Origin of the sequence: Caballeronia sp. TF1N1, assembly GCF_022878925.1 — a bacterium.
Lineage (GTDB): Bacteria > Pseudomonadota > Gammaproteobacteria > Burkholderiales > Burkholderiaceae > Caballeronia.
Genome location: NZ_CP084629.1, coordinates 795,945 through 815,825 on the forward strand (window position 1 = coordinate 795,945; position 19,881 = coordinate 815,825).

Consider the following 19,881-nt stretch of genomic DNA (forward strand, 5'->3'; position numbering starts at 1 on the left):
CGCGAAACGCAAAGCGCTTCGCGGGCGGGCCTGGGCGCGTGTTTCTAGCCGCTAAACTGATTCGTCGGACTATGCCGGCGCTCGCGCTGATGATGGTCGAGACTGCGGCGCAGCATCTTCTTTAGCAGGCCCTTGATGAAGTAGATCGAGCGATCGGCGCGCACGTTGAAATCGAACGGCTTGAGTGCGACGACTTCGCGACCGTTGCGTTCCGAGAGCTTGGCGCGAGTTCTGCGATGATCCACCGCCATTGCCGCCAGTGTCTCCGATGCCGCCTTGAATTGTCCCCGATCCACCCGCGCGCACACATGACATGCGCGATGAAACGCCTTGTCGAAGATCGTGAGCCAGTAATCGTCCATCTCGCCGCCGTCGCAACGCGCGAGCGCTTCGAGCCCGTTCGTGCGGAGGTCCTTCATGTCGGTGAGTGTCGCTTTCTGCGTGATGCTCCCAAAACGTCGGCGATAACCGATCAACGGGTCTGCAATGCGATAGATACTGCTTGCGCGAAGGTACATGGACGGCACGACCGCCATGTCTTCGTAGTGCCGGCCCACTGGGAACTGCGTGCCGTTGAACATGTCCGTGCGATAGATACGCGCCCAGACGAAGGTATGGAAGCCGTCCGCGAAGTGCTGAAGCGCGGCGCGGTTCATCGCGTGACCGCCGCTTGCGTGATGCATGACGAGATCGATGCCGTCGATATGGCGGCCGTCGTCGTCGATGATCTTCACGTTGTATTCGACGAGGTCCCACACGCGTTCCTTGAGTGCGGGAATCACGCTGCTCGAAAAATTCTCGAGATAGATGTCGTCGCCGTCGAGGAAGCCGACGTAGGGCGTTCGCACTGCCGCAAGCCCGGTATTGCGTGCCGCGCTCAGACCGCCATTGCGCTGCTTGATGAGCTGAATATGACGGCCGCCATCGCGCTCCACGATCGCTTCCGCGGCCGCATAGGTCTCGTCGCGAGAACCGTCGTCCACCACGATGATGCGCATGGCGTCGATATGGGGCTGCGACAGTAGGGACTCGAGTGCTTCCTCGATGTATCCCTCGATGTTGTACGCCGCGACCACGATGGTCAGTAGCGGTTCTGTGTCTCGCAAAGAGTCACTTTCAAACGGCATATCGGATGCTCCGTCGGATGAAGGGGCTCAGGGGCGTGCCAGTGCATGCCAATGCGCTGGCCTGATTACGCGGTCTCCTTCTGGCGGCCGGCGTGTCGATTTGCACGCCTGTTTGGCCGGACTGCCGAGGCTCATTGGCTTCGGCTTGCTGTGCGCGATGCGAAGAGCAATCGCAGTAGATCAGATTGATTGAAGCAGGTTCCCGCAAGCTGTGATTGTCGGCTTGGGCAGAGAGGAAGGCCCAAGTTTCGGACCGGGTTCTGCTGCATATTACCGGGTCAAAAAAACAATGTAATGACAATGACATGTCGGTTAGTCGACGCAGCGACTCCAACAGACTTGCGATGCATTCTTCAAAGAAGCTGCAGCGATTACCTGTCGGTTTTGTTCAGGCGCTTTAGCACTAGTCATCTCATTCGTTTGCAATGTCATCGATGTTTGTCCTTCATATTGCTGCGCTCCGTGCGCTTAAGCACATCAAAATATAAGTTGATGCGTCTATGAAACGCGTATGCGCCCATGCGATACCGCTTGTTTAAGTAGCCTCAAGCAGATTGAAAGATTCGGTGCTTGGCGAACGCTCTGAGAAGCTCACTAAGCATGACCTCTTCAGCAAGGCGAATGCCATGCAAGGACGGTCAGACGTTCTCGGACGTAAAAAGTTGCGCCGGAAGTGGATATTGGCTTGCTTGCGCTGTCTCTCCAGGCAAGGTATTCAACGCGCGAAGCATGGCAAGCACTGCGGTCTGAGCGATCTGTTGCAATGGCGTATGGATGACCAGATCGATGATGCCGTCCACGAGCGCGTCGTGACGGTCGGGCATGAGATCGGAGCAAACGGTGACGATGCGTCGTCCTATTGCTTCGTCACGCAGTGCGCGTATCACGCCACCCACGCCGCCGCCTGGAATGTAAAGACCAGCGAGATCGTCATGCCGCGCAAGCATGGCAAGCGTCGCTTCATAGGCCAGTTGCTTGTCTTCCAGGTTGATTTGCGTGTCGAGCACTCGCAGCCCGGGTGCATGTTCACGCAGGTAAGAGCGAAAACTGATTTCGCAGCTTTCTTGTCCCAGATAGCGGGGCGTGCCGACGAATACGCCAACCGTACCTGCCTTGCGATGCGTGAGCCTGCTCACGGCCCACGCGGCAGTGCGGCCGCTCTTGCGTGGGTCCACGCCGATATAACCTGCACGCAATGGCGCGCTCAGGTCGGACAATAGCGTGACCGTTGGCTTGCCCGCGGCATGCAAGGTTTCGATGGCCGCGGTCACATGCGGATGATCGACCGCCACGACGCCGAGCGCATCCGCTTCTTCACCAAGCAACAGCAACGTACGCGCGATGGACGCGGGATCGAGTTCGTCCATATACGCGATCACTGCCTTGCAACGTTCGGGTTCGTGACGCGTGACCGTCTCCGTCAGAATGCGTGCGAACGCCTGATAAAACGGGTCGGCGCGTTTCTGCAGACAGAAGCCGAGCGTGCGCGGGGCATCGATGGCTCCGAGTTGAGCACGCATGCGTTCGCGCATCAGTTGAGCACCGTGATAGCCGATGCGCTCTGCCGCTTCTATTACGCGCAACGCGGTGCCTTCGCGCACGGTCAGGCGTCCGTTGAACACGCGATCCACCGTGGCCGAACTGACGCCAGCGGCTTCCGCCACCGACTGAAGCGTGGGACGCTTGGTCATTTTGATGGAAATGATGGATTTGCGAGGGCACGCAATGATGCTTAAAGATAGCAAATTCATACGTTCCTTGCGCACGCACGGGCTCGCTCATATCATCGACTTCAATAAAAATAAATGATGTATTCCAATCATCGGATGAGGTGACATGATGGAATTGGAGGAGACGCAGCGGCGGCGCTATCGGCTGATAGGCGGGGCAGGCGAAGAGGCGAAAGCCGCGGGCCTTGCCAATGGCACCTGGTATAGATGCCCTTTGCCGCGCCCCGTGCTCAAGCAACTCACGCAACGCAGTGATGCGCGAGCCATTCGCGACACCGTTCTTTGGTACGCAGCCATCGTCGCTAGCGGCGTCCTTGCTTGGTTCGCATGGCAGGCGCATTCGCTATGGGCCATCCCCGCGTTTCTGCTCTACGGGACGCTTTACTGCGGCCCCGCCGATTCGCGCTGGCATGAGAGCGGACACGGCACCGCATTCAAGACCGCGTGGATGAACAAGGCGCTTTATCAAGTGGCGTCCTTTCAGGTGTTTCGGCGACCGACCGTATGGCGCTGGAGTCATGCGCGCCATCACACCGATACCTTGGTAGTGGGCCGCGATCCCGAAATCGGTGCGCAATTGCCGACGGACTGGCTTGCGCTGGTGCTGAACGTCTTCGCGCTGAAGCACGTAGCGAACGAATTGCCCAAGGTCGTGGCGTCTGCGTTCGGCAATATCGGTGAAGAAGAAAAGACCTTCGTGCCTGAGACGGAATGGCCGAAGGTCGTGCGCGAGGCGCGCATCTGGCTCGCGATCTATGCAGCAGTGATCGTGACATGCATCGCGTTTCGCAGTGTGTTGCCGCTGCTTTATATCGGCTTGCCGAGTCTTTACGGCGCATGGCTTTATCTGTACTTCGGGCTCACGCAACATGCGGGCATGCCGGAGAACGTGCTCGACCATCGCAAGAATTGCCGCACCGTGATGATGAATCCCGTGTTTCGTTTTCTTTATCTGAACATGAACTATCACGTCGAACATCACATGTTCCCGATGGTACCGTATCACGCGCTGCCGGATCTGCACGATGCCGTCAAGCACGACATGCCGCCGCCTTACACGAGTTCCATCGCGGCTTATGCCGAGATCATCCCGGCGCTCATGCGGCAGACGCGGGACCCGTCGTATCACGTCGAGAGGCCGGTGCCCACCGCCACGCAAAGCTGAGTATAAAAAGGAGACATGCCCCATGACGCAATGGATCGACGCCGCCGCGTTGGACGACATCGACGATGAAGACGTCAAACGCTTCGATCACGATGGCCGCACGTTCGCGATCTATCGAGTGAACGACGAGGTGTTTGCAAGCGACGGCCTGTGCACGCACGAACAGGTTCATCTGAGCGAGGGCTTCTTGTTCGACCATGTGATCGAATGCCCGAAGCACAACGGGCAATTCGATATTCGCGACGGCCGCGCGCTCGGTGCGCCCGTGTGCATCAACTTGCAGACATACCCCGCAAAAGTGCAGGACGGACGCATCTTCGTGGAGATTTGAAGCGCCGATGCCTCAAACGCGGAACATGCTGACCACGCGTGCAAGGCGCTCGGCCTGATCGCGCAACTCGACGGTCGAGTGTTCCGCTTCGCTGACGAGCGCCGCATTCTGCTGTGTGGCTTCGCCAATCTGCATAACGGCCATGTTCACCTGCTCGATGCCGCTCGCCTGTTCCCGCGATGCCACGCCGATCTCATCGACGATAGCGTTCACGCGCGTCACCTGTTCGACGATGCCGTTCATCGTGCTACTAGCTTCCTCGGCGATTCTGTAGCCGTGCGATACCTTGCCCGCCGATTCGCTGATCAACACTTCGATTTCCTTCACCGCGCCCGCACTGCGTTGCGCAAGCGCGCGCACTTCTGATGCCACCACGGCAAAGCCTCTGCCATGCTCACCCGCGCGCGCCGCTTCGACGGCAGCATTGAGCGCAAGGATATTCGTCTGAAACGCGATGCCTTCGATGGTCGCCGTGATATCGGCGATACGTCGTGACGATGCATCGATCTCGCCCATCGTCGAAACCACGCGGCCCACGGCTTCGCCGCCCGCACGTGCAGCTTCGGATGCCGACGCGACCAGCGTGCCCGCCTGCGCCGTATTTGCCGCGTTCTGCTGCACGGTCGAGGTGATCTGTTCCATGCTCGCGGCCGTTTCCTCGACGCTCGCAGCCTGCGTCGCGATGCGCGATGCGATATCCGTGCTGCCGGATGCGATGCGAGCGGTGCCATCGCTCATGTCGGATGATGCGCTGCGAACCTGCGCGACGATGCCCGCCAGTCCGCGCGCAACGCCGTCGATGGCGCGCATCAGGCGGCCGATATCGTCTTCGCGCGTGGTATCGATACGAACGGTCAGATCGCCAGCGGCGATACGTTCGGAGGCATGCGTGACGTCGTCGAGCGGCCGGCTGACGAGCTTCGCCACGGCATAGAGCAACACGCCGACTAGCGCTGCGATCACCACGAGGCCGATCAGCAAGAAGCGGTTGCGACTTGCGTGCACATCGGCGAGCAGTTCATCGCGATACGCAATGCCACCGATCATCCAGTTCCATTGCGGCACGGTCATAAAGACGATTTCCTTCGCGCCGCCATGCACGCGCGCATCCGCGCCCGCGATTGTGGCGCCTTCGAAATCGAGCTGGCCTTCCTGTTTCTCGAGCATCGCCTTGAACGGCGCAACGCGTTCATCGGCCATCTCGCCTTGCGCGTCCGGATGCACCAGAAGCTTGCCGCGGTTCGCACCATTCGAAGCGTCGACGACGAAGTGATAGCCGGTCGCACCGATCGTGAGCTTGCGGATGTTGTCCTGCAACGCCGCGATTTCCGCGGAAACATCGACGCCCACGAACAGCGCACCGACGACGCGACCCGATGTATCCGTCACGGGCTTGTATTCGGTGATGTACTGCTTGCCGAACAGCGCCGCCACGCCGATGTACGACTTGCCCGCGAGAATCGGTGCATAAGCCGGTCCCTTGCGATCCAGCAGCGTGCCGATGGCGCGCGTGCCGTCCTGCTTCTTGAGCGAGGTCGTCACACGCACGAAGTCGTCGCCAGTGCGCGCAAAAACGGTCGCGATTGCGCCGCTTTCCGCGAGAAACGCATCGGGAATGGCGAAGTCGCCGTTGAGTGGCTTGTCGCCCGCGTTGATCGCAGGCGTCGCAACGCCGCCGATGTCGACCGTATGCGATTCGTCGAGCGAGAAGGCAGCAGGCAGGCGATTCGAGAACATCGTCATGAAGCGCGAGACTTCGGCGCTCACGGCCGTGTTGTAGAGGCCGATCATCGATGCGATCGAGCGATTCTCACTTTCGACGCGTGCGAGCGCGTGCGCATCGACTTGCTCGCCGGCCGAGCGGGTGACGACAAGTGTGAGGGTGGCGACAACGATGGCCGCCAGAGAACACGCCAGCGCGGCGAATTTGGTGCCGACGTTCAAGCGGGCTAGACGAATACGAAGCATGGGGAGCACTGGGCGATGTGAAAGACGTAAGTGACAGTTATCGGCAGCGAAGCCACCTGCCTTTAGCGTTTCGCGGCGCGTTTGCATGCAAAAGACAAGATGCCGCATGACTGAATGCAAAACACCAGATTCAACCGGCGTGGGCGCCAAGCTTTGTTGGAAACAACGCAGAAAACGATTAACTCAATCTTTCAACTACATTTCGTTTAGCAGCGGGGCCTTATGTGGAGCGGCTCTGGCGGCATTAGGGAAAGTACAGGGATAGGCAACACGCACTGAAGCCATTATTCTTCAAAAAACGTTTTCCAAAACCTGGCCGGCAAGCGCGTTCTAGTCACGCGATAAGCCGAAGCCCACGGCGCTCGTCGCCGTCAATGCAACAAGTCACGCGGCACGACGAGCGCCGCCGCGTACGGAGACATTCATGCAAACAGCCGTCGTAGGCGTCGTGCGCGCAGCCAGCCGTTATCGCTGGACCGTGTGTGCGCTGCTCTTCTTCGCCACCGTCATCAACTACATGGACCGGCAGATTCTCGGTCTGCTCGCACCGGTTCTGCAGCATGACATCGGCTGGACGCAGGTTCAGTACGGGCGCATCGTGATCGCATTCTCGGCGTTCTATGCAATCGGACTGTTGTGCTTCGGGCGTATCGTCGACTGGCTCGGTACGCGCATCTCCTACGGCCTCGCCATGTTCGTCTGGAGCATCGCCGCCATGCTGCACGCGGCGGTCGGCTCCGTCATGGGCTTTGCCATGGTGCGCGCGCTGCTCGGTATCGGCGAAGGCGGCAACTTCCCGGCGGCCATCAAGACGACGGCCGAATGGTTCCCGCGTCGCGAACGCGCGCTCGCTACTGGTATTTTTAATTCCGGCGCGAACATCGGTGCGGTGTTCGCACCGGCGATCATCCCGGCGCTCGCCGTTGCCTTCGGCTGGCGCGCGGCGTTCGTGATGATCGGTGCGATCGGTCTCGTGTGGCTCGTGGTGTGGTTCGTGATGTATCGCCAACCGGACGCGAGCGCGCATGACGACGATATCGAACGCGACGACACCGAAATCGCCGATGCCGCCAACGCTCACGCAGGCGCTCCCGGCTTCAAGGTGCTCATCAAGAAGCGTGAAACCTGGGCGTTTCTGATCGGCAAGTTCCTGACCGATCCGGTGTGGTGGTTCTACCTGTTCTGGCTGCCGAAGTGGCTCAACGAATCGCGTGGCATGGACATGCAGCATATCGGTCTGCCGCTCGTCGTGATCTACGCGATCACCACGGTGGGCAGTATCGGCGGCGGCTGGATTTCATCGGCGCTGATGCGAGCGGGCTGGAGCGTGAACGCGGCGCGCAAGACGGCCATGTTCATCTGTGCATGTTGTGTTTTGCCGATTGCATTCGTTTCGCTGGCGCAGAATCTGTGGGTCGCGGTCGCTATCGTCGGTCTCGCTGCAGCGGCGCACCAGGGCTGGTCGGCAAACCTGTTCACCACGGCGTCGGATCTGTTCCCGAAGCGCGCGGTCGGTGCAGTGGTCGGTATCGGCGGCATGGCCGGCTCGATCGGCGGCGTGCTGTTCTCGGAAGTGATCGGCCAAGTGCTCCAACGCACCGGTCAGTATTGGGCGCTGTTCGCCATCGGCGCATCGGCTTACCTGATCGCGTTCGCCATCATGCACGTGCTCACGCCGAAAATGACGCCGGCCAAGCTGGAATCCTGATCGCATGCAAAATGCCGCCGACACTCGAAAGATGCCGGCGGCATATTGCGTTATGAATACATCATGCAGTAGCAGTCACCGCAGCCGTCGATTCACGCACGATCAGGCGCGGCTCGAACATGGAATTACCGGGGTCGGGATGACCGGCGAGGGAATCGATGAGCTTCTGCATTGCGAGTTCGCCCATCTTCTCGCTCTGGATATCGACGGTGGTGAGTCCGGGCGCGGCGTAAGCGCCGTACGGCACGTTGTCGATGCCGGTGACGGAGACGTCCTGGGGCACGCGAATGCCGAGGGTCGCGGCTTCCTTCATGAAGCCGAGCGCGATCAGGTCGTTGTAGCAGATAACCGCCTGGGGACGCCTCGGGCCGAGCATCACGCGCGAGCATGCGTGTTCGCCTGCAAGCGAAGTGGGCGCGTGGGCGTCGTGGACATCGAGTTCGAGGCCCACGTCTTCGAGACACTCGCGCACGCCGCGAATCCGCTCGTCGTTGATGCGCGCCTGGCCGAAGCCGAGGTATGCAATGCGCCGGTGCCCGAGGTTGAGCAGGTGCCGCGCGAGCATATGGGCGGCGAGGCGGTTGTCGATACCGACGCTTGGAATCGGCAGCGCTTCCGCGTTGCGCAGAAGCACGACGGGCTTGCCGAGATCGAGCATCCAGTGTGCTTCTTCGTCGGGTAGCCGCGAACTGACGATCAGACCGTCCACGCGTTGCGCGAGGGCTTCGATCAGCGGACGTTCGCGGGCCTGGGTTTCGTCGATATCGACGAGCAAGAGCGTGTAGTCGTGCCGGAGCGCAATGCGGTTCGCGCCTTTCACGACGTTGGTGAAGTGCGGATTGCTGATGTCGAGAATCGTGAGGCCGATAGTGCGCGTGCGGCCGGTGATCATCGAGCGGGCAAGCGGGTTCGAACGATAGCCTAGCGTTTCGATCGCCGCCTTGAGTTTGGCCTCGACGGGTGCCGAAAAGCGCTGCGCGCCGTTGATATATTTGGACACCGTTGCGACCGAGACGCCCGCTGCGGCGGCGACATCGCGAATGGTCGTAGAAGTTTTCTTCATTCGGAGGGTAACGTTTACTTTGGCTTTTTCCAATGTTAACGGATTTTGACGTCGGTTCGGGAAACGTCGCATCGATAAAATCGATGAGGAGCGCCTTCGCTGTGGCCGTATCGGCATCACTATAAAGCCGAAAACGTTTTCTTCCATAGAGCTTTCAATTTATCTCACGTATCTCAAGGAGTTTCGATGAACCAGCCATCCGCAACGGGCAAACCGTTCAAGCGTCTGCTTCTGACCGGCGGGGCCGGCAATCTCGGGCGCCAGTTGCGGCCCGCGCTTGCGCAGTGGGCCGATGTCGTGCGCGTTTCGGACATCGCACCGCTCGATGACGCAGCCTCCCACGAGGAAGTCAGCGCGGTCGATCTCGCGGACCGCGACGCGGTAATGCGCATGGTGGAAGGCGTCGATGCGATCGTGCATCTCGGCGGCATCTCCATCGACGCGCCCTTCGACGATCTGATCGAAGCGAACATTCGCGGCACTTACAACATCTACGAAGCGGCGCGCCGGCATGGCGTGAAGCGCGTCGTGTTCGCGAGTTCGAATCATGCGATCGGTTTTCATCCGGTCACCGAGGTGCTCGACACGGATTCGCCGCATCGCCCGGACAGTCTCTATGGCGTGACGAAGTGTTTCGGCGAGTCGCTGTCGCGCTACTACTTCGATCGCTTCGGCATCGAGACGGTCAACTTGCGCATTGGCTCGTCGTTCGAGGAGCCGAAGAATCCGCGCATGCTGGTGACTTATCTGAGCTACCGCGACTTCATCGAGCTCGTGCGTTGCTCGCTCTTCGCCAACCGCGTCGGCCATGCGGTGGTGTACGGCGCATCCAACAATCCGGTGAAGTGGTGGGACAACTCGGGCGCGGCGTTTTTGGGCTTCCGTCCGCAAGACAGTTCGGAACAGTTCAACGGACTCTTCCCCACAACCGCGCCGACAGCCGACCGCGACGACCCCGCGCAACGCTTTCAAGGCGGTCCATACGTCCTCGGCGAACCGCTGGAGCGCAAGTAATGGCGAGCGTGGAGCGCCTCGAAGCGGCGGGACACGCGGCGGTCGGCGAGTGCCCGGTGTGGCGCGCCGAAGAGGGCGCGCTTTACTGGGTGGATATTCCGGCGCGCAAGTTCGTGCGTCTCGTCGTCGCGAGCGGCGAGCGCAGCGAGTGGACGTTGCCCGAGCAGATCGCGTGTTTTGCATTCGATCCGACAGGCACTGTCGTGGCGGGCATGGAGAGCGGCCTGTTTGCATTCGGCATGCAGTCGACAAAAGACATTCGACCATCGAAGCTGGCCGCACCGAGCTTTCCCGCGCCGGGCATGCGCTTCAACGACGGCCGCTGCGACCGTCAGGGCCGCTTCTGGGCCGGCACGATGGTGCAGGACATGTCGCTCGCAAGTCCGGCTGGCGCGCTGTTCCGGTTCGATACGGACGGCGTGCTGTCGGAGCCTATCGTCGATGGCCTGGTCACCCAGAACGGTCTCGCCTGGTCGCCGGATGGCCGCACGATGTATCTGTCGGATTCGCATCCAACCAAGCGTGTGATCTGGGCATTCGATTTCGATCCCGACACGGGCACACCGCGTAACCGCCGCGTCTTCGCCGATCTGCATGACTATGCGGGCCGTCCCGACGGCGCGGCCGTGGACGCCGACGGCTGTTACTGGACTTGCGCCAACGACGCCGGCCGCCTTTTGCGCTTCACGCCGCGAGGCGAACTCGACCGTGAAATCGCATTGCCGGCCAGCAAGCCGTCGATGTGCGCGTTCGGCAGCAGTGACCTCTCGACGCTCTACGTAACGTCGATTCGCCCCGGTGCGAACGCCACCGAAGACGACGGCTGCGTCTTCGCGCTGAATCCCGGCGTCAAAGGCCTGCCCGAACCGGCATACGGTGCGATGTTACCGGTCGCATAACGACGGCCTCAAGGAGCGGCAAGTCCGCTCCGCACCTTTAGCAATGCGCGCCGCACCGCAATGGCGCGCAAATATTTAGCGCTAAAGCGAACGAAAGTTCGTGAGGCAGGCTAAACACCACTTCTGTCGTCTCCGCTTAAAGAGTAGGCTGCGCGAGTATCCCAACGTATGCCAGCCAACTACCGATTATTCAATTCGGAGGAGACATAGATGGAGCTTGAAACTCGCACCATGAAGCGCGTGATGTTTCGTCTCGTGCCGTTCCTGATTCTGTGTTACTTCATCGCTTACCTCGATCGCGTCAATGTCGGCTTTGCCGCCTTGCAGATGAACAAGGCGCTCGGCTTTTCGGCGAGTATGTTTGGCTTTGGCGCCGGCATCTTTTTCATTGCCTATTTTTTCTTCGAGGTCCCTTCCAACCTGCTGCTCGAACGTTTCGGTGCACGCCGCTGGATCGCGCGCATCATGTTCACGTGGGGCATTCTTGCGGCCTTGATGGCGTGGATTCCGCACATCGCTCAAGCAACGGGCTTGTCGAACGCTTATGTGTTCTACGGCTTGCGCATTTTGCTTGGCATCGCCGAAGCGGGCTTTTTCCCCGGCATTATTTTCCTGCTAACGCTTTGGTTTCCGGCTAAGTATCGCGGGCGAGTGGTGGGCTACTTCATGGCCGCGATTCCGCTTTCGACCGTGATCGGCGGGCCTATTTCCGGCGCCTTGCTGCAAATGGATGGCTTGGCCGGCATGCAAGGCTGGCAATGGCTTTACCTGATCGAAGCGCTGCCCGCATTGGTGCTTGCATTCGTGGTGTTCTTCTATCTGACCGACAAGCCCTCCGACGCTCATTGGCTCGCTGAAGACGAACGCAAGTGGCTCGTCGAACGTCAGGCGCATGAGCGCGCGCATCGCGAGTCGGTTCATGCGTTTAGCGTGAAGGAAGCGATCTTTAACCCGCGCGTGCTTGCCATTGCCTTGATTTACTTCGGCGCCAACGCAACCAATTACGGCTTGAGCTTCTTCTTGCCGCAGATCGTCAAGGCTTTCGGCTTGACGAATTTGCAGACTGGCTTTGTCACGGCCATGCCTTATGCGGTCGGTGTGATCAGCATGGTGCTGTGGGGTCGCCACTCGGACCGCAAGCTCGAGCGTCGCTGGCACGTGGCCATTGCATTGATGGTAGCCGCAGGCGGTATCGCGGCTTCCGCTGGCCTGGATAATCCGGTAGCAAAGATGATTGCGCTTTCCATCGCCGGCTTCGGTATCTTCGGCTGTCTGCCGATTATCTGGACCTTGCCCGCTTCGTTCCTTTCGGGCGCGGCGGCGGCTGGCGGTATTGCCGCAATCAACTCGCTTGGCAATCTCGCGGGCTTCTTCGGGCCGTATGCAATGGGCTGGATCAAGGACAGCACGGGCGGCTTTGGTGCAGGTCTGCTTTGCCTGGCCGGCGCCGGGATGGTGGGCGTCGCGGCGGTATTGCTGCTGCATCACGACCCGGCGCTTGAGAGTATCGATCCGCACGACGAAGTCGATGCCGAGCCGAATCTGGCAAGGTAAAACGCTTAAGGGCCGCCTGAATTTTCGGCGGCCCAATTTTGCGGCTGGATTCACGCCGTGGCCTGAGCTCTTCGCAATCTCTCCCTGCTGTTGATCAAGTGCAAGCGCATTGCCGTGCGCGCCGAGTCCGCATCGCCGCGTTCGATCGCATCGGCAATCTGCTCGTGCTCGCGATTCACGCGAACCAGATAATCGGCGTAATGGTCGTGTGGAATGGCGGTCGCGGTTAGCCGTGTCCTTGGAAACATCCTTAAACCAAGATGCTCCATGATCTCGACGAAATAGCGATTTCCCGTGGCATGTGCGATTTCCAGATGAAAGCGAAAGTCCGGCGATACCGTGCCATCTTCCTGACCCACGCCGCGCGCAAACTCCGCGAGCGCCGCGCGCATGGTCGCTAATCTGCCGGCATCGCAACGTGTGGCAGCAAGGCCCGCCGATTCGGTTTCCAGACTGATACGCAGTTCGAGGATCGCGAGCGCATCCATGGAGCCGGCGACGTCGGCGGGATCGAGTTGCAATAGCGACGAGGTACTCGCTTCGCACACGAACGTACCGATGCCATGACGCGTCTCGACGAGGCCCGCGGCCTGCAGTCGCGATAACGCCTCGCGCACCACCGTGCGGCTCACGCCGAAGCGTTGCACCATCTCAGCCTCTGTCGCGATTCGGCAACCTGCTCGCAATTCACGCGCGTCGATCTGTGCGCGCAGTGCATCGACGAGCTGTGTGGTCAGACTGCGGCGTGTGCCGTGAGAAGGGGCGGCGACATCCGTGGATGCGGATACATTGAACACGTCGACGGAAGGTTCGGGCGTTAGTGTCACAGCGCTCTCTTAGTGTTTTCCAGAGGTTCTGGGAATCGGTCTTTCATACGTTGACAAATCATTCTGCAAATGATGATATGCGGCATAGAGTGATATGACAACGTACAAGAAATGCGCGCAGGGTAATCCCTAGCATTGCATGCAGGAGACAAAATTCATGGAATCACAGACGGACGCATTGCCGTTGCAGGGCACCCTCAAACCCGAATTGCGCTTCGACCGCTTGCTGCTCACGGGTGCGGCGGGCGGTATCGGTAAAGCCATTCGGCATCGTGTCGCGGAGTTTGCAGAGCATGTGCGAGTGTCGGATCTGCCCGGCGTATTGTCGGGCGATGCAGCGCCTCACGAAGAAATCGCGCCGTGCGATCTGGCAGACCGTCAAGCAGTCGATGCACTCGCCGCCGATTGCGACGCCATTGTCCATCTCGGCGGCGTATCGGTGGAGCGTCCGTTCGAAGAGATACTCGAAGCCAACATCAAGGGCGTCTTCAACCTCTACGAAGCGGCGCGGCTGAACGGCGTAAAGCGCATCGTGTTCGCGAGCTCGAATCACGTCACAGGCTTTTATCGGCAAGACGAACGAATCGATGCCAGCGCGCGCAAGCGTCCCGATGGCTACTACGGCTTGTCGAAGTCGTTCGGCGAGGACATGGCGCAGTTGTACTTCGACCGCTATGGCATCGAGACGGTGAGTATCCGCATCGGCTCCGTTTTTCCCGAGGCCAAGGACCGCCGCATGATGGCGAGCTGGATGAGCTACGACGACTTCCATGATCTGCTGCGCCGCGCGCTGTTCACTCCGGGCGTCAGACACACAATCGTTTTCGGCATGTCGGCAAATGCGCATACCTGGTGGGACAACTGTGACGCGTCGGTACTCGGCTTCGAGCCGCGCGACTCGTCCGAGAAGTTCCGCGACAAGGTCGAAGCCACGCCGGCGCCCGCACCGACCGATCCAGTTGCGGTGTATCAGGGCGGCGTGTTCACGGTGACGGGTCCTTTCGATCCGGTGTAATGCATGCGGCATACAGAATGCCGAATTCGCGTAGTCAGTCGTCATACATCCAGAAGTGTCTGACTCGCTCCTTCGAACTGAGGCACGACCGCCATGTTCTCTCTCGACTTTGCTCCGTTGTTGCCGTACTGGCCGACGTTCCTTTTAGGCGCGTGGCTCACGCTCAAGATGACGTGCGTGGCGGTGTTCTTTGGCCTCATCCTCGGCATGTTCGTGGCATTCGCCAAGCGCGCGAAGGTGCCGGTGCTGACGCGCCTCTGCATCATCTATATCGAGGCGGTGCGCAACACGCCGTTTCTCGTGCAGATCTTCCTGCTGTATTTCGGGCTGGCGAGTATAGGCTTGCGCATGCCGACCTTTGCCGCGGCTGCGCTCGCCATGACCATCAACATCGGCGCTTATGCCGCCGAGATCATTCGCGCGGGTCTGGAATCGGTGCCACGCGGGCAGATCGAAGCAGCAGAGTGCCTGGGTCTTTCGCGCTGGCGCATCGGCTGGAATGTAATGTTGCAGCCCTCTATCGAGAAGGTTTATCCGGCGCTCACGAGCCAGTTCCTGTTGATGATGCAAGCCTCGGCGATCGCTTCGCAAATCTCCGCCGAGGAACTGACCGCCGTTGCCAACACCGTGCAGTCGGATACCTTCCGCTCGCTTGAAACCTATATCGTCGTCGCGCTGCTCTATCTCGGGCTGTCGCTCATCATCAAGCTCATTGCATGGGCTGTCGGTGAGCATCTGTTCAAGCGGCGCCGCGCCATCCGTCTTGCCGCAAAACGCGCGGGCAAGACGCCGCCGGACTCCCCGCGCATCGATACCGTCATTCCCGGAGGTGCGGCATGAGCGGCGGATTCACGGCATCGCATTTTGTGTACCTCGTGCAATCGATCGGCTGGACGCTGGTGCTCTCCATGCTTGCGTTCGTGCTCGGCGGTATCGGCGGATTCCTCGTCATGCTGGCGCGCATCTCGCCGCGCCTCTGGCTCGCGCGCACAGCCATCGTGTTTATCGAGGCGATTCAGGGCATTCCGTTGCTGATCCTGCTCTTCATCGTGTACTTCGGGTTATCCGTGTATGGCTATCAGGTACCCGCGCTCGTTGCGGCGGGTCTTGCGCTGATGGTTTATTCGAGCGCGTATCTCGGCGACATCTGGCGCGGCTGCGTCGAAGCCATGCCCAAGCCGCAATGGGAAGCCGCCGAGTGCCTGTCGCTGTCGCGCTGGCAGAGTCTGAGGCTCGTCATCATCCCGCAGGCGATGCGGCTTGCCTTGCCGCCCACGGTGGGCTTTCTCGTGCAGATCATCAAGATGACTTCGCTCGCCTCCGTGATCGGCTTTATCGAACTCACGCGCGCAGGGCAGATCATCAACAACTCGATCTTTCAGCCGTTCCTCATCTTCGGACTGGTCGGCGCTTTCTATTTCGTCCTGTGCTATCCGCTTTCGCGCTGGAGCCAATCGATGGAGAATAAGCTCAATGTCAGCAATCGTTAAGGTCGACGAGGTCTACAAGAGCTTCGGCTCCAATCAGGTGCTGAAAGGCGTCTCGTTCGATGTCAACAAGGGCGAGATGATCGCCGTGATCGGTGCGAGCGGTTCCGGCAAGAGCACGGCGTTACGCTGTATCGATCGGTTGGAAACCATCGACCAAGGGCAGATAGAGGTATGCGGCATTCGCGTGGACGATCCGAAGGTGGATCTGCATCTCTTGAGGCGCGAAGTCGGCATCGTGTTTCAAAGCTATAACCTCTTTCCGCACCTAACGGTCGAAGAAAACATCATGCTCGCATTGCGGCACGTGAAGAAGTTATCGCGTGACGAAGCGAGACGCGTCGCGCTCAACGTGCTCGAACAAGTCGGGCTTGGGCAGAAGGCCGATGCCTATCCCGAGCAATTGTCGGGCGGACAACAGCAACGCGTGGCGATCGCACGATCGCTCGCGATGAATCCCAAGGTCATGTTGTTCGACGAAGTGACCTCCGCGCTCGATCCGCAACTCACGGGAGAAGTGCTGCGTGTCATGGAAGACCTCGCGGCCGATGGCATGACCATGCTGCTCGTCACGCATGAAATGGCGTTCGCCAAGCGCGTGGCGGACCGCATCATCTATATGCATCAGGGCAAGGTGTGGGAAGTGGGCGATGGCAGCATGCTCGATGCGCCACGCACGCCCGAATTGCGAGCGTTTTTGAACAACGGCCTTTGAACGGCATTTTTTCAATCCAAGAAGACGGAGACATCACTTGAAAGCACAGAAACACATTGCACGCGCATGCGTGGCGGCATTGATGATGGCAGGCGCCATTCACAGCGCAATGGCCGATCAGCTCGATGACATCAAGAAGGCCGGCGTCGTGCGCGTTGCCATCGCAATGGGCACGCCGCTCTTCAGCTACGCCGACGAGAACCTCAAGCCCGCAGGCTCGGATGTCGATACCGCCGCCGCGCTCGCAAAAGATCTCGGCGTCAAGCTCGAACTCGTGCAGATCACTAACGCCGCGCGCATTCCGACCTTGCAGGCAAAGCGCGCCGATCTCGTGATCGCCGACTTGTCGATCACGCCGGAGCGCGCAAAGGTCGTCGATTTCTCGATTCCCTATGCGGTGATCACCATCATCGTGGGTGGGCTTAAGAGCATCAAGGTGAAGGACTATGCGGACCTCGATGGCAAGACCATCGGGCTCACGCGCGCAACGGTCAACGACACGCTGACGACGCAGCAAGCGAAGGGCGCGCAAATTCAGCGCTATGAAGACGACGCCACGCTCATCACGTCGATGGTCGCGGGTCAGATCGACATCTTCTCCAGCACGCCGTCGAACCTTCAGGAAATGCAGAAACGTGCGCCCGCACGCAATATCGAACTCAAGTTCGAACAGAAGAACTTCGATCTCGGCATTGCGATGAACAAGGATCAACCGGCTCTGAAAGAGTGGGTGGACAAGTGGGTCAGCACGAACCAGAAGAACGGCAACCTCAACGCGATCTACAAGAAGTTCCACGGACGCGATCTGCCCGACGCCGTCCGCAAGGGCTGAACGAATGCCGGCGACATGCGTATGTCGCCGGTATTGTTCTTTACGCTAGCGGAATGCGCGGTGCGTCGAGCGGGCGCAGCTTGCCCGGATGCACGACACGACACAAGGCTTCGACAAAGAAGAAGTCGCCGAACATGGTCGCGCCATCCACGCCAATGTTGTGCGGCTTCGAATAGCAGGAGTTGTGCAGCAGGCCGTGTTCGCCGTCCTTGGTGAACTCATCGCGGCACAACGCTTCGAGCATCGCGACTCCGTGACGGCTCCATTTTGCCGCGGCATCCGCCGATGGATGAATGCGCGCCAGTTCGAGCAAAGCCGATGCGACGATAGCGGCGGCGGCCGTGTCCTTGATGTCGGCATCGCTGCCGGTTGCGTCGAAGTCCCAAGGGGGAATCTGACGGCCATCGAGACGGCGCAGATAGTATTCGGCCAGACGCTCGGCGAGTTCAATGTACGCGAGCTTGCCCGTTTCGCGCGCGGAATTCGCATACCCGTAGATCGCCCAGGCCTGACCGCGGCTCCATGCAGACTCGTCGAATGCGCCTTGAAAAGTGTAGCCACGTTTGCGCGCGCCCGTTTCGAGATCGTATTCGACGGCGTGATACGTCGAGTCGTCGGGACGCACGAAGGCGCGTGCAGTCATCGCGGCATGCGCGTCCGCTGCCTGCCGATAGCTGCCGTCATCGGCATGATTCGCCGCCCAGTAGAGCAGCGAGAGATTGGCCATCGTATCGATTGCGGATGCACTTCTGCCGCGCGGATCGGCGAGCGGTCCCCATGACGCGAGATAAGCGCCATCGCGCGTGGTGACGAGGCGGGCGCGCAGTTTGTCCGCCGCCTTCAACGCGATATCGGCAAAGCGTGCATCGCCCGTGATGTGATGGCCGGGCACCGCGCTGCTGTCGAAGATGAAGCCGATGTCATGCGTGTTCGGATCGTCCGCGCGTTGTTCGACCAGCAGCATGCGCGCACGCGCCCATTCGAGAAATTTCGCGTCGCCGGTATGAAGATGCGACGTGAGCAAAAGGCCTACCCAGAAGCCACAGAACCAGTTGCCGTGACTCCAGGCGTCGCCGTCATAGCCGGCGGATAGCGAAGCGGGCAGACGCACCCATTCGCCATCGGGACCCGTGACTTGCGGAAACTCGACACCGAAACTCAATTCATCGGCCGCGACTTTTACAGCCGTGCGGTCGAGCGTTTCGCGAAAGAGCCGTGTCTGGTCCTGCGTGAGTGAATAGATATCGGAAAGCGGGGTTGTAGCGTTCGACACTTTGTCTCCTGTGGACGAGAGCGGACGCGCTTAATGCATCGCGCTTGTCTCATGCAAGTGGGTTGCAGAATACGTTGAACACGCACGTCGATTCTAAAAACCCATGCTCACGCGACGTTAGGATGAAACGCGGGATCTGTTGGACATTTCTGCATGGAATACCGAATGCGCGTTCAAATATGCAACTTGTCGAGGCTGCGGCGATAGTCGATCGGTGAGCGGCCCGTGTGCTTGCGAAAGCACCGGCTGAAATAAGCGGGGTCGTCGAAAGAGAGTTGCGATGCGATCTCCGCCACGTTCACTTCGGAATGCAGCAGCAAGCGCTTGGCTTCGAGCATGACGCGTTCGCGTATCAGCTTTGCAGCCGTGCTGCCGAGCGCCGCGCGCGTGGCTTCGTTGAGCGCGCGCTCGGTCACGTTGAGCAGACGCGCGTAGTCGGCGGCATCGTTCATCGAGCGAAAATGCTTCTCCAGAAGGCTCTTGAAGCGGCGCGACAACAACACGTTACGCGACGTGCCCGACTCCGTGACCGCCGCCGCGCTGCTCATGCGCGCGGCCTTGAGCAAAAAGATACGCAGATAAGCCCAGATTGCATCCTGATGGCCGTGCAGTTCCGAGCGATACTCGTCCATCATGCCGTCGATGAGACGCATCATTTCATGCGCTTGCGCGTCGTTCAGATAGACCGCTGCGGCAAGCTGATCGAAGTCGTGCACCGGCACTTCGGTTTCCGAATGCCGATTTTGCACGCGAAACGAAAAGAACTCGGATGAGAAGCTGATCGACCAGCCGACCGTATCGGGGGATAGAACGAAGTCGTGTATCTGGCCTGGTGCCATGAAGAACAGCGACTGCGGACGCACCTCGTAACGCACCGAGTCGATGACATGATGACCCGTGCCCGTCACCACCCAGGCGATGTGATAGAAGTCATGCCGATGCGGATAAGGCAGTGTCGACTTCATGACTTCGAGCGGCGCAAAGTGGAAGTCCATCGACTTGACGTGCGCGCCATATTCGTAGTTCTCGATCTTGATGACCGGAACGTGGCAACCACATGCGGTACTCAACTTTCGTCTCCTGCGGGCGGCGCTTCATTCGTGCTGCGCTCGTTTTCGCGGCGCTGCATCGAAGTCTAACGAATGCTTGCGCCGCCCGTAACTGGCGGATTCC

General features: G+C 59.9%; 18 protein-coding genes. 11 read left to right on the plus strand and 7 right to left on the minus strand.

Annotated features, from left to right (window positions below; genetic code table 11):
- Positions 1-44: 44 nt before the first annotated feature.
- Together LDZ28_RS29725 and LDZ28_RS29730 are read right to left on the minus strand one after the other, a co-directional pair.
- Positions 45-1,127, minus strand: a complete 1,083-nt coding sequence (locus LDZ28_RS29725; RefSeq protein WP_244831334.1) for a glycosyltransferase family 2 protein — start codon at positions 1,125-1,127, stop codon at positions 45-47.
- Between the two features lie 638 nt (positions 1,128-1,765).
- Complete coding sequence (locus LDZ28_RS29730) at positions 1,766-2,818, minus strand: LacI family DNA-binding transcriptional regulator (protein ID WP_244831335.1); 1,053 nt, start codon at positions 2,816-2,818, stop codon at positions 1,766-1,768.
- A 145-nt stretch (positions 2,819-2,963) separates the two neighbouring features.
- Between LDZ28_RS29730 and LDZ28_RS29735 the strand changes: the two genes are divergently transcribed.
- Positions 2,964-4,022 (plus strand): fatty acid desaturase family protein, encoded by a 1,059-nt coding sequence (locus tag LDZ28_RS29735; RefSeq protein WP_244831336.1) that lies wholly within the window; start codon positions 2,964-2,966, stop codon positions 4,020-4,022.
- Between the two features lie 22 nt (positions 4,023-4,044).
- Positions 4,045-4,353 carry a non-heme iron oxygenase ferredoxin subunit gene (locus tag LDZ28_RS29740; RefSeq protein ID WP_244831337.1) on the plus strand — a complete coding sequence of 103 codons (309 nt, stop codon included), beginning with the start codon at positions 4,045-4,047 and terminating at the stop codon, positions 4,351-4,353.
- Positions 4,354-4,365: 12 nt separating this feature from the next.
- Here the strand turns inward: LDZ28_RS29740 and LDZ28_RS29745 are convergent, their stop codons facing one another.
- Positions 4,366-6,321, minus strand: coding sequence for a methyl-accepting chemotaxis protein (locus LDZ28_RS29745; protein WP_244831338.1), 1,956 nt, complete (start codon positions 6,319-6,321; stop codon positions 4,366-4,368).
- Between the two features lie 424 nt (positions 6,322-6,745).
- Between LDZ28_RS29745 and LDZ28_RS29750 the strand changes: the two genes are divergently transcribed.
- The gene (locus LDZ28_RS29750) at positions 6,746-8,029 is read left to right on the plus strand and encodes an MFS transporter (RefSeq protein ID WP_244831339.1); all 1,284 of its coding nucleotides are present in this window, start codon (positions 6,746-6,748) and stop codon (positions 8,027-8,029) included.
- Between the two features lie 61 nt (positions 8,030-8,090).
- On the opposite strand, the gene LDZ28_RS29755 is transcribed toward LDZ28_RS29750, so the two are convergent.
- Entirely contained in the window at positions 8,091-9,092 is a 1,002-nt protein-coding gene (locus tag LDZ28_RS29755) for a LacI family DNA-binding transcriptional regulator (RefSeq protein ID WP_370652279.1), read from the minus strand.
- A gap of 186 nt (positions 9,093-9,278) precedes the next feature.
- Between LDZ28_RS29755 and LDZ28_RS29760 the strand changes: the two genes are divergently transcribed.
- The 3 genes from LDZ28_RS29760 (at position 9,279) to LDZ28_RS29770 (ending at position 12,559) form a co-directional block, all read left to right on the plus strand.
- The gene (locus tag LDZ28_RS29760) at positions 9,279-10,106 is read left to right on the plus strand and encodes an NAD(P)-dependent oxidoreductase (RefSeq protein WP_244831341.1); all 828 of its coding nucleotides are present in this window, start codon (positions 9,279-9,281) and stop codon (positions 10,104-10,106) included.
- Positions 10,106-11,005 carry an SMP-30/gluconolactonase/LRE family protein gene (locus tag LDZ28_RS29765; RefSeq protein WP_244831342.1) on the plus strand — a complete coding sequence of 300 codons (900 nt, stop codon included), beginning with the start codon at positions 10,106-10,108 and terminating at the stop codon, positions 11,003-11,005. The genes LDZ28_RS29760 and LDZ28_RS29765 overlap by 1 nt, the downstream gene beginning before the upstream one ends.
- A 210-nt stretch (positions 11,006-11,215) precedes the next feature.
- Entirely contained in the window at positions 11,216-12,559 is a 1,344-nt protein-coding gene (locus LDZ28_RS29770; RefSeq protein WP_244831343.1) for an MFS transporter, read from the plus strand.
- 50 nt (positions 12,560-12,609) lie between these two features.
- On the opposite strand, the gene LDZ28_RS29775 is transcribed toward LDZ28_RS29770, so the two are convergent.
- Entirely contained in the window at positions 12,610-13,386 is a 777-nt protein-coding gene (locus LDZ28_RS29775; protein WP_244831344.1) for a FadR/GntR family transcriptional regulator, read from the minus strand.
- 157 nt (positions 13,387-13,543) lie between these two features.
- Between LDZ28_RS29775 and LDZ28_RS29780 the strand changes: the two genes are divergently transcribed.
- From LDZ28_RS29780 to LDZ28_RS29800, 5 genes are all read left to right on the plus strand, one after another.
- A complete protein-coding gene (locus tag LDZ28_RS29780; protein WP_244831345.1) occupies positions 13,544-14,401 on the plus strand; it encodes an NAD(P)-dependent oxidoreductase in 858 nt (285 codons plus the stop codon).
- A 93-nt stretch (positions 14,402-14,494) separates the two neighbouring features.
- Positions 14,495-15,241: an amino acid ABC transporter permease gene (locus LDZ28_RS29785; RefSeq protein ID WP_244831346.1), complete on the plus strand. Its 747-nt coding sequence runs from the start codon at positions 14,495-14,497 to the stop codon at positions 15,239-15,241.
- On the plus strand, positions 15,238-15,891 hold the full coding sequence (locus LDZ28_RS29790; RefSeq protein ID WP_244831347.1) for an amino acid ABC transporter permease: 654 nt from the start codon (positions 15,238-15,240) through the stop codon (positions 15,889-15,891). Before LDZ28_RS29785 ends, LDZ28_RS29790 begins: the two co-directional genes overlap by 4 nt.
- Positions 15,875-16,603, plus strand: coding sequence for an amino acid ABC transporter ATP-binding protein (locus LDZ28_RS29795; RefSeq protein WP_244831348.1), 729 nt, complete (start codon positions 15,875-15,877; stop codon positions 16,601-16,603). Before LDZ28_RS29790 ends, LDZ28_RS29795 begins: the two co-directional genes overlap by 17 nt.
- Positions 16,604-16,640: 37 nt before the next feature.
- A complete protein-coding gene (locus LDZ28_RS29800; protein ID WP_244831349.1) occupies positions 16,641-17,435 on the plus strand; it encodes a transporter substrate-binding domain-containing protein in 795 nt (264 codons plus the stop codon).
- 40 nt (positions 17,436-17,475) lie between these two features.
- Here LDZ28_RS29800 and LDZ28_RS29805 read toward each other — a convergent pair whose 3' ends face one another.
- Both LDZ28_RS29805 and LDZ28_RS29810 read right to left on the minus strand, forming a co-directional pair.
- Positions 17,476-18,708, minus strand: coding sequence for a glycoside hydrolase family 88 protein (locus LDZ28_RS29805; protein WP_244831350.1), 1,233 nt, complete (start codon positions 18,706-18,708; stop codon positions 17,476-17,478).
- Between the two features lie 173 nt (positions 18,709-18,881).
- A complete protein-coding gene (locus LDZ28_RS29810) occupies positions 18,882-19,778 on the minus strand; it encodes a helix-turn-helix domain-containing protein (protein ID WP_244831351.1) in 897 nt (298 codons plus the stop codon).
- Positions 19,779-19,881: the final 103 nt, after the last annotated feature.

Coding starts and splice junctions, on each gene's coding strand:
- LDZ28_RS29725 (WP_244831334.1), bottom strand. CDS start 1,127: ATGCCGTTTGAAAGTGACTCTTTGCGAGACACAGAACCGCTACTGACC.
- LDZ28_RS29730 (WP_244831335.1), bottom strand. CDS start 2,818: ATGACCAAGCGTCCCACGCTTCAGTCGGTGGCGGAAGCCGCTGGCGTC.
- LDZ28_RS29735 (WP_244831336.1), top strand. CDS start 2,964: ATGATGGAATTGGAGGAGACGCAGCGGCGGCGCTATCGGCTGATAGGC.
- LDZ28_RS29740 (WP_244831337.1), top strand. CDS start 4,045: ATGACGCAATGGATCGACGCCGCCGCGTTGGACGACATCGACGATGAA.
- LDZ28_RS29745 (WP_244831338.1), bottom strand. CDS start 6,321: ATGCTTCGTATTCGTCTAGCCCGCTTGAACGTCGGCACCAAATTCGCC.
- LDZ28_RS29750 (WP_244831339.1), top strand. CDS start 6,746: ATGCAAACAGCCGTCGTAGGCGTCGTGCGCGCAGCCAGCCGTTATCGC.
- LDZ28_RS29755 (WP_370652279.1), bottom strand. CDS start 9,092: ATGAAGAAAACTTCTACGACCATTCGCGATGTCGCCGCCGCAGCGGGC.
- LDZ28_RS29760 (WP_244831341.1), top strand. CDS start 9,279: ATGAACCAGCCATCCGCAACGGGCAAACCGTTCAAGCGTCTGCTTCTG.
- LDZ28_RS29765 (WP_244831342.1), top strand. CDS start 10,106: ATGGCGAGCGTGGAGCGCCTCGAAGCGGCGGGACACGCGGCGGTCGGC.
- LDZ28_RS29770 (WP_244831343.1), top strand. CDS start 11,216: ATGGAGCTTGAAACTCGCACCATGAAGCGCGTGATGTTTCGTCTCGTG.
- LDZ28_RS29780 (WP_244831345.1), top strand. CDS start 13,544: ATGGAATCACAGACGGACGCATTGCCGTTGCAGGGCACCCTCAAACCC.
- LDZ28_RS29785 (WP_244831346.1), top strand. CDS start 14,495: ATGTTCTCTCTCGACTTTGCTCCGTTGTTGCCGTACTGGCCGACGTTC.
- LDZ28_RS29790 (WP_244831347.1), top strand. CDS start 15,238: ATGAGCGGCGGATTCACGGCATCGCATTTTGTGTACCTCGTGCAATCG.
- LDZ28_RS29795 (WP_244831348.1), top strand. CDS start 15,875: ATGTCAGCAATCGTTAAGGTCGACGAGGTCTACAAGAGCTTCGGCTCC.